This is a genomic window from Pinirhizobacter sp. (assembly GCF_035317885.1).
GTDB lineage: Bacteria > Pseudomonadota > Gammaproteobacteria > Xanthomonadales > Rhodanobacteraceae > Pinirhizobacter.
Genome location: NZ_DATHFX010000311.1, coordinates 1 through 7,775, shown reverse-complemented (window position 1 = coordinate 7,775; position 7,775 = coordinate 1). Strand labels below are relative to the sequence as shown.

The 7,775-nt window shown below is 62.3% G+C and carries 7 protein-coding genes; 6 read left to right on the top strand and 1 reads right to left on the bottom strand.

The window, feature by feature from the left end; genetic code table 11:
• The 4 genes from VK519_RS10215 to VK519_RS10200 all read left to right on the top strand — a co-directional run.
• The coding region (locus tag VK519_RS10215) for a TonB-dependent receptor (RefSeq protein WP_324349516.1) at window positions 1-821 on the top strand (821 nt) is incomplete at its 5' end.
• Window positions 811-1,419, top strand: a complete 609-nt coding sequence (gene pnuC / locus VK519_RS10210; RefSeq protein ID WP_324349514.1) for a nicotinamide riboside transporter PnuC — start codon at window positions 811-813, stop codon at window positions 1,417-1,419. The genes VK519_RS10215 and pnuC, both read left to right, overlap by 11 nt.
• Window positions 1,420-1,454: 35 nt before the next feature.
• Complete coding sequence (locus tag VK519_RS10205; protein ID WP_324349512.1) at window positions 1,455-2,456, top strand: hypothetical protein; 1,002 nt, start codon at window positions 1,455-1,457, stop codon at window positions 2,454-2,456.
• A gap of 154 nt (window positions 2,457-2,610) precedes the next feature.
• Entirely contained in the window at window positions 2,611-4,233 is a 1,623-nt protein-coding gene (locus tag VK519_RS10200; protein ID WP_324349510.1) for a methyl-accepting chemotaxis protein, read from the top strand.
• Between the two features lie 511 nt (window positions 4,234-4,744).
• On the opposite strand, the gene VK519_RS10195 is transcribed toward VK519_RS10200, so the two are convergent.
• Complete coding sequence (locus VK519_RS10195) at window positions 4,745-5,728, bottom strand: aldo/keto reductase (protein WP_324349509.1); 984 nt, start codon at window positions 5,726-5,728, stop codon at window positions 4,745-4,747.
• Between the two features lie 201 nt (window positions 5,729-5,929).
• Between VK519_RS10195 and VK519_RS10190 the strand changes: the two genes are divergently transcribed.
• Together VK519_RS10190 and VK519_RS10185 are read left to right on the top strand one after the other, a co-directional pair.
• Window positions 5,930-6,820 (top strand): LysR family transcriptional regulator, encoded by an 891-nt coding sequence (locus tag VK519_RS10190; protein WP_324349507.1) that lies wholly within the window; start codon window positions 5,930-5,932, stop codon window positions 6,818-6,820.
• Between the two features lie 40 nt (window positions 6,821-6,860).
• Window positions 6,861-7,775, top strand: a 915-nt coding sequence (locus tag VK519_RS10185) for a cryptochrome/photolyase family protein (RefSeq protein ID WP_324349505.1), incomplete at its 3' end; no start/stop codon positions are given.

The window sequence follows — 7,775 nt, the reverse complement described above, 5'->3', positions numbered from 1 at the left end:
CCGGTGCCCGGTTCGTCCGGCTGAACGAGCGCGAATACGACGATGCCGGCGAGCTTTCCCGTGATACGCGCCTGGTCAAAGTCCTGCCACAGGCGGCGCTGATGTGGCAGCCGACCGCGCCGCTGACCACCTACGTAAGCTTCAGCAAAGGATTGTCACTGGGCACCGCGGCGCCCTATTGGACCACCAATGGGGGCACTGTCCTGCCGCCGCTGTTGTCCCGCCAGCTCGAAGCCGGTGCGAAATATGCCTTCAGCGACACGCTGGAATTGCAAGCTGCGGTGTATCGCATCAGCCAGCCGTACCAGTTCGCCCGGCCTGACGATTCGGCCACCGGCTTCACTTTCGTGCAACTGGGCAACGAAGTGCACACCGGCGTGGAGCTGAACGCCGCGGGCCGGATCACGGAGAATTTCCGGCTGACCGCCAGCATCAATGTGATCCGCGCCCGCGCCCAGGACACCGGCACACCCTCGTACGAAGATCACCAGGTGGTGAACGTGCCGCGCCTGCGTTCGGCCGTCTACGCCGACTACCGCCTGCCCTTCGCGCCGCGCCTGAGCCTGCTGGGCGGCTGGCGCTATGCCAGCCCGAATGTGGCCACCCCCGATGGCGCCACCCGCGTGCCGGCCTACCATGTGTTCGACGCCGGCCTGCGCTACGAAGCGCAGCTCAGCGGCCATGCACTCACGTGGCGTCTGAACGTGGACAATGTGTTCAATCACTTCTACTGGCGAGACACCGGTACCAGTGGCGGCGACAGCTACCTGTTCCCGGGCATGCCACGACTGGCGCGCCTGTCGGTGACGTATGACTTTTGAGCTTTCCTGGTTTGAAGTGGCATCAGCGCTGGTAAGCGCGGCGGCGGTGTGGCTTACCGCGCGCCGCCATCCGTGGTGCTGGCCGGTGGGCCTGGTTTCGGTGGCAGCCTATGCCTGGGTGTTCGTCGACGCGCGACTTTATTCCGACGCATTGCTGCAAGGGGCGTTCGCGGCCTTCATCGTGTACGGCTGGCGGCGATGGCTCAATAACCTGGACGACGACGGCCGTGTTCGCGTAGCGCCATTGCCCGCAAGCGAAGCGCTGTTGCACATGGGCCTGGGTGTCGTCGGCTCCTTGGCATTGGGCGCGTTCATGCACTACCGCACCGACGCCGCCCTGCCCTGGCTCGATGCCGCGCTCGCGTCGTTCAGCCTGGTTGCCCAATGGTGGCAGGCGCGCAGGCACACCGCCGCGTGGCCGCTGTGGATCGTCGTGGACGTGATCTACGTGGGCGAATACGTCTACAAGTCGCTTCTGGTCACTGCAGTGTTGTATGCCGGGTTCGTGGCGCTTGCGGTGATGGGGTGGATGGCGTGGCGCCGGCAACCGACGACCACGGGACTTCTGGCCCACGACCCTGTGCAGGCAGATAGCTAGGATTGCCCAACCTTCACCGTATACAAGGATCTGGCATGGGCAGGATTCAGTCGCTGGTCGTTGCTCTGTCGCTGGTGTTCGCCGCCAACAGCGCCGCTGAAACCCGTACCCCGATCCCCACCATCTTCGAAGCCGGCCATTTCTACGCCAAGCCTGTGACCACGTCCGGCCAGCCCCTGCGCCTGCTGGTAGACACCGGCGGCGCGGGTTTCAACGGATACGCCGTGCTGTACGCCTCGGCCGTCGCCCGCCTGAAGCTTACAACGGCCAAATGTGACCACGGGGATATGCAGGCGACCATCGTGCCGCGGCTCGATTTCCAGCCGGGCAAGTCCCTTCCGATGGAAGACCACGCCTACTGTCCTGCGGTCGCCATGGTGATCGACGATCCAACCTTGATCAAGACGGACGACGGCATCATGGGTGGCGGCAACTTTCCGGGACACATCTGGACGTTCGATTACCCCAAACGACAGCTTTGGCTGGAATCGCCTGATTGGACGCCCACCAAGTCGGCGAAGGCCGCTGCGTTGGGTTTCATGCGAAACGATGACGGCACACCTGGGTCTCCCTTCGCACGCATTGAAATCAAGGTGGACGGCGAGACCTTCAGCATGCTGCTCGATACCGGGGCCACCGCCATGCCGTCCAGCGCTGGCGCACAAGCAAGCGGCACCGAAACTGTCAATGGCGTGGGCGTGACCAGCTATATCGTCAGCAGCACGATCGACCGCTGGCATGCGCGCCATCCCACCTGGCGGATGATCGATGGCGGCGACATATTGTTCGCCAAGCATCCGATGCGAACGATCGAAGTTCCGGCCGTGGAGATCGCCGGCTGGACAGTCGGCCCCGTCTGGTTCACCGAACGTACCGATCCCGCCTTCCACAAGTTCATGTCGCAATACATGGACAAACAAGTGGAAGGCGCGGTGGGTGGCAACGTCTACGCGCACTTCGCCATGACGGTGGATTACCTGAAGGCCAAGGCGTGGTTCGAATGCAAGGTTGGTTGCACAGCGGCGGCATCTAAATAGCCCGCTTAGCCTGGAATGACACAGGCTCGACCCGCCCTTGAAATACAACTGAAATAATTGAAATTAAAGGATTTTTACTTAAGAAAAGCCATGCACGGTCGATAACCGGGCGAGCCACGTACTCCCCCGATATTCCCTCCCCAGGAAAACGATCGTGCCTTTTCCAAGCTTCAAAGTCCCCACGCTTCCCCGCCTTACCGGCCTTCGCGTCAACTTCATCCTGCGCATCACCTGCTTCGTGGTGGTGATGGCGGTGTCTGCCGCCATTGGCATGACCGCCATGTCGCGCGCGGGCGAAGCCTTGCGCACGATGTACAGCTCCGAACTTGCTACGGCCAGCGTCGTCGGCCGCATGATGAACATCTACCGCTCCAGCGCGCAGGAAGTGCAGGAATCGCTGCAGATGAAACTGCCTTCTCGCTCGGAAAGCGCGGTCGGCGTGATCCACACCAACCAGAAGCTCATCGCCCGCATGTGGGACGCGTACCTGCAGCTTAGCGGCGGCGTACCCAAGGGCGACGACTACACGTCGTTCGCAAGCCACAAGGCATCGATCGACAAGTTCTTCGACCGTATGGCCGAAAAACTCGCCGCCGAGAAATACGACGAGGCCAGCGAAGTGCAGGACGACCTGCTGGGACCGGTCTACATCACCTTGCAGACGGACGCCGGGAATATCCTCGACAAGGTAGCCACCGACGGTGCGCAGCGGTTCGAGCAGCAGGTACACCAGGTGACGGTGGCCCGCTGGGCCATGTTGGGCGCCATCGGCATCGGCTTCGTGGTTGCCCTGCTGCTGGACGTGCTGCTGCTTCGCCGCGTGCTGCGCGGTGTGCGTGCGGCGTCCACCGTGGCCGAGGGCATCACCTCGGGCCGTCTTGGACATGCAACCACCCAGGACGGCAACGACGAACTGGCCGTGCTTTCCCGCTCGCTAGCCACGATGGACGATAAACTTAAGGACATCGTCACCGGCCTTCGCGGAAGCTCCGGTACCGTGCGCAACATCAGCCGGATCATGTCCGGCGGCAGCGAGTCGTTATCCCATCGCACGCAGAGCCAGTCGGCGGCGCTTGAGGAATCTTCAGCGCAGCTGGCCAGCCTTTCCGATGCCATCGTCCACCATGCCTCGCTTACCCAGGCGGTGGACGGCGAGATCAAGCAACTCGGCGAGAAAGCCCGCGATGGCCGCGACATCGTGGCGCGCAGTCTGGACGCCATGGCCCAGATCAAGGGCGGCAGCGCCCGCATCGCCGAAGTGGTGGAAATTATCCAGGCCATCGCCTTCCAGACCAACTTGCTGGCCTTGAACGCCGCCGTTGAGGCCGCACGCGCCGGCGAACAGGGACGCGGATTCTCGGTGGTGGCCTCTGAAGTGCGTAGCCTGTCGCACCGCTGCGCTGACTCGGCCAAGGAGATCCGCGCATTGATCGAAGACAACACCGACCGCGTCGAAGCCGGCGCCATCCTTGCCGCCCAGTCACGCGCGTCTTTCGACGACATCGTCACCGGCTTCGCGCGCGTCGCCGATCACTCGGCCACCATCGCCATGGGTAGCAAGCAACAGACCGTGGCCCTGGCCCAGATGGGCGCGGCCTTCGGCGAGTTGAACACCATCACTGGACAGAATGCCGAGCTGGTGGATGACATCCAGGCTGCGGCAGCCAGCTTGCAGCGGGAAGCGGGTGGGCTGGGGAATCTGGTGGCGTTCTTTGCGGCGGAGACGACGGTTACTACAGTGCACGTTCAGACGGCTGGCGAGCCCGCGTTGGCGTAGAAGACGCTGATTGGGTTCACGCTGATTGGGGTCAGAGTAATTACTCTGACCCCGGCTGGCGCTTCCTTGATGGCGACGCGCGTCGGGATATGCACTACAGGATTGAGCATCGTTTGATGGGATGTGTCAGGCAATTTTGCGACGATTCGCATATGGAGTCGCTGCGAAGAAACCGGGATCATTTGCGTGTTGCCGGAAGGTCCGGCAACCGGGTGTCGAAGCCTGTGAAGTAGCCGGGTCCCGCAGCATCGTCTGCGGGACCCGTGGTTCACCGCCATATGGCGGGCGACCAGGCGGGCGTATGCCCGACCGTCTACTTCCGGTCTTCGACCCTGGCTCGCCCGCCACCCTACCCTTACTTGAAACGGGACCGGGCGACGAGCCACGGTGGCGAATGAACGTACTCGGCGACATAGAGCAGCTTGGTTGACCGTTATTCCAGTGGCGGAAGACCAGCTAGGGTGTAAATGCCGAAGCGTTCATTCGCCTGATCCGTTGGCAACGCGAACGATCAACGCTGGACCAAAGCCTGCATCTGCGCAGGATAGCGTTCGCCCTGCACTTCGAACCCATCGATCGCCTCGGCGATCTTCTTCAGATCACCTGACGTCAACTCAACGCGATCCGCCGCGAGATTCTCCTCTAGCCGATGCAGCTTCGTCGTGCCCGGAATGGGAACGATCCAGGGCTTACGCGCCAGCAGCCACGCCAGTGCAATCTGCGCCATCGTCACCTGTTTGTCGGCGGCAATGCGGCCGATGGCCTCTACGAGCACCAGGTTGGCCTTGCGCGCTTCAGGCGCAAAGCGCGGCGAGACACTGCGAAAATCCGTAGCATCGAAGCTGGTGGTGTCGTTGATCGCACCGGTAAGAAAGCCCCTGCCCAGCGGACTGAATGGCACGAAGCCAATGCCGAGTTCTTCCAGGGCGGGGAGAATTTCCGCTTCCGGTTCGCGCCACCACAGGGAATATTCACTCTGCAACGCCGCTACCGCTTGCACGGCATGGGCACGGCGGATGGTCGCGGCGGCGGCCTCAGACATACCGAAATGCTTCACCTTGCCCTGCGCGATCAGCTCCTTCACGGCGCCGGCAACATCCTCGATCGGAACGTTGGGATCCACACGATGCTGGTAGAGAAGATCGATGACGTCCGTCTTCAACCGCTTGAGCGATGCCTCCACGACATTGCGGATATTCTCCGGCCGGCTATCCAGGCCCTGCTTCAGATCGGCGTTCTTGAAGCCGAACTTCGTGGCGATCACCACCTCATGGCGCATCGGCGCCAGGGCTTCGCCCACCAGCTCTTCATTGACATAAGGCCCATAGACTTCCGCGGTATCGAAGAGGGTGACGCCGCGCTCGAACGCCGTGCGGATCAGCTTGATGGCTTCCCTGTTGTCGGTGGCCGGGCCGTAACCAGAACTCATGCTCATGCAGCCCAGGCCAAGGGCTGACACTTGTAGGCCGCTGTTGCCGAGGGTTCGTTTTTGCATGGGAATTCTCCGATAGAGGTGGCGGGGGTCCCAATCAGTCTATGGGCGCCGCCGGCTTCGAATTAGCCCTTGGGAATTACTAGCATCTATAGCCCGGATTCATGAATAAGCGATTGCTGCATGCTTATCCACGCGCCTATCCTATAAATCGGCCCTCCGGGGCCACTTTTTCCAGCCGGTCATGAAAGGCGGTCATAACCCATGCGCAAGGATTTCCACGAACTCAGCGCCTTCCTTGCCGTCGCACGGGAATGCAGCTTTACCCGCGCGGCAAAGAAACTGGGCACCACCCAATCGGCGCTCAGCCATAGCGTGCGCAAGCTGGAAAGCCGCCTTGGCGTGCGCCTGCTCACCCGCACCACACGCAGCGTGTCGCCAACGGAAGCGGGCGAGCGGCTACTGGCCAACATCGGACCGATGTTCGACGACATCGAGTCGGAAGTCGCGGCATTAAGTTCGTTCCGCGAAAAACCCGCCGGCATGATCCGCATCACCGTGTCGCAGCACGCAGCCGCCACGGTGATCCAACCGATGCTGGCGCGCTTCCTGCCGAACTATCCGGACATCAAGGTGGAAGTGTCGGTCGAGAACCAACTGGTGGATATCGTGGCCGATCGCTTCGACTTCGGCGTGCGCATCGGCGAACAGGTCGCCAGCGGCATGATCGCCATGCGCATCGGGCCGGACTTCCGCATGATCGTGGTGGGCTCACCTTCTTACTTCAAGGACCGGACACTGCCCGTCACCCCGCAGGACCTCACATCGCACAACTGCATCAACATGCGTTTGCCCTCGTACGGCGCGATCTACCCGTGGGAATTCGAAAAAGACGGCCGCGAGATCAAGGTGCGCGTGGACGGCCAGCTGATCTTGAACAGCAGCCCCCGGATCGTCGATTCAGCCGTTGCCGGCCTCGGACTTGCGTGGGTCCCGGAAAACCTCGCCAAGCCGTATCTTGACGACGGACAATTGATAGCGGTTCTGGACGAATGGTGCGTGCCGTTCCCGGGGTATCACCTGTACTACCCGAACCGGCGGCATACGTCGTCGGCCGTCACGTTGTTTATCGAGGCGATACGGTATCGAGGGTGAAGACCTTCATGCCGCACCCAGCACGGGAATCCTCGCTTAAATGACTATCGCGATCATGCTGTTTCGCCGCGACTTGCGGTTGGCTGACAACACTGCGCTGACTGCCGCTTGCAGGGAACATGAGAAGGTTCTCCCGCTCTACATCCGGGCGGCGGAAGCCCCGTGGGAGATGGGTGCGGCAAGCCGATGGTGGCTGCACCATTCACTGGAGGCATTGCAGGCGAACTTGCGCGAGCGAGGGGCGCATCTGCATCTTGCGCAAGGCGAAACGCTACACGTGTTGCGCCAGATGATCGAACGCAGCGGCGCCGAGGCGGTCTATTGGAATCGCCAATACGAACCGGCGGCCATCGCGCGCGACACCCACGTCAAGGCGGCCTTGCAGGACCAGGGGATCGCCGTACACAGCCACTCAGCCAACCTGTGGTCCGAACCCTGGCAGGTACAAACCCAACAGGGCGAACCGTACCGTGTCTTTACGCCGTACTGGCGGAACCTGCGCCAGGCGATAAGCGTGCCGCCGGCGCCGGCGGAACCGCAGAGCGTTGAATGGGTGGACCTGCCCGATGGTCTTCCGCTGGAAGCGTTAGTCCTGTTACCCCGCGTGCGCTGGGACAAGGCCTTTGGCGAAACATGGCAACCCGGCGAGCGCGGTGCCCACGAGGCCCTGGAGCTCTTCTGCGACGACGCCCTGGGCGACTTCGCGACCGGACGCGACAAGCCTGCGCGACACGGCACCTCGCGGCTATCTCCGCATCTGCATTTCGGCGAAATCTCCCCGCAGCAGATTCATCGCACCCTTCATGCGCAGCTGCAGCGCGTGGACGCACGTCGCCGGCCGGATATCGAACCCTACTTGCGCGAGCTGGGGTGGCGCGAGTTCGCGCATTACTTGCTGTATTACTTTCCCCACACCCCCACGGAAAGCTTCAATCCACGCTTCACGAACTTCCCC

Bases quoted from the DNA above. Each gene is read 5' to 3' on its own strand.
- VK519_RS10195 (WP_324349509.1), bottom strand. From the start codon at position 5,728: ATGCAAAAACGAACCCTCGGCAACAGCGGCCTACAAGTGTCAGCCCTT.
- VK519_RS10190 (WP_324349507.1), top strand. From the start codon at position 5,930: ATGCGCAAGGATTTCCACGAACTCAGCGCCTTCCTTGCCGTCGCACGG.
- VK519_RS10205 (WP_324349512.1), top strand. From the start codon at position 1,455: ATGGGCAGGATTCAGTCGCTGGTCGTTGCTCTGTCGCTGGTGTTCGCC.
- pnuC (WP_324349514.1), top strand. From the start codon at position 811: ATGACTTTTGAGCTTTCCTGGTTTGAAGTGGCATCAGCGCTGGTAAGC.